Source organism: Pontibacter sp. JAM-7, from assembly GCF_048548695.2.
In the GTDB taxonomy this organism is placed as follows: Bacteria; Pseudomonadota; Gammaproteobacteria; order Pseudomonadales; family Balneatricaceae; genus Neptuniibacter.
This window is the reverse complement of record NZ_JBLYIF020000016.1, coordinates 1-965: the sequence shown is the minus strand read 5'-3', so window position 1 is coordinate 965 and position 965 is coordinate 1. Positions and strand designations below refer to the sequence as shown.

Annotated in this window: 1 protein-coding gene; it reads left to right on the top strand. The window is 53.1% G+C overall.

Annotated features, from left to right (window positions below; translation table 11 throughout):
- On the top strand, positions 1-965 hold a 965-nt coding region (gene tuf, locus ACFVYJ_RS13670; RefSeq protein ID WP_419416163.1), incomplete at both ends, for an elongation factor Tu.

The following is a 965-nucleotide window of genomic DNA, read 5'->3' as shown; positions in this document are numbered from 1 at the left end:
GGGCACGCTGACTATGTGAAAAACATGATCACTGGTGCGGCGCAGATGGATGGCGCGATTCTGGTATGTGGCGCGACTGACGGCCCAATGCCTCAGACCCGTGAGCACATCCTGCTGTCTCGTCAGGTAGGTGTACCTTACATCGTCGTATTCCTGAACAAGGCTGACCTGCTGGCTGAAGATTGCGGCGGTTCTGACTCTGAAGAGTATCAGGAAATGCTGGAGCTGGTTGAGATGGAGCTGCGTGAACTGCTGGATACTTACGAGTTCCCAGGCGACGACACGCCAATCATCCCAGGTTCTGCGCTGATGGCGCTGAATGGCGAAGACGATAACGAACTGGGTACTACTGCAGTTAAGAAGCTGGTTGAAACGCTGGATTCTTACATCCCAGAGCCAGAGCGTGCGATTGATGGTGCCTTCATCATGCCTATCGAGGACGTATTCTCTATCCAGGGTCGTGGTACTGTTGTTACCGGTCGTGTTGAGCGCGGTATCGTTAAAGTTGGCGAAGAGATCGAAATCGTTGGTATTCGCCCAACTACCAAGACTACTTGTACTGGTGTTGAGATGTTCCGTAAGCTGCTGGACGAAGGTCGTGCAGGTGAGAACATCGGTGCGCTGCTGCGTGGTACTAAGCGTGATGACGTTGAGCGTGGTCAGGTACTGGCTAAGCCAGGTTCTATCACGCCACATACCCGTTTCGAAGGCGAAGTATACGTACTGAGCAAAGAAGAAGGTGGTCGTCACACGCCATTCTTCAAGGGTTACCGTCCACAGTTCTACTTCCGTACCACTGACATCACTGGTGCGTGTGAGCTGCCGGAAGGCGTTGAAATGGTAATGCCGGGCGATAACATCCAGATGGACGTTACGCTGATCAACCCAGTAGCCATGGAAGAAGGTCTGCGCTTCGCGATTCGTGAAGGTGGCCGTACTGTTGGTGCTGGCGTTGTATCCAAAAT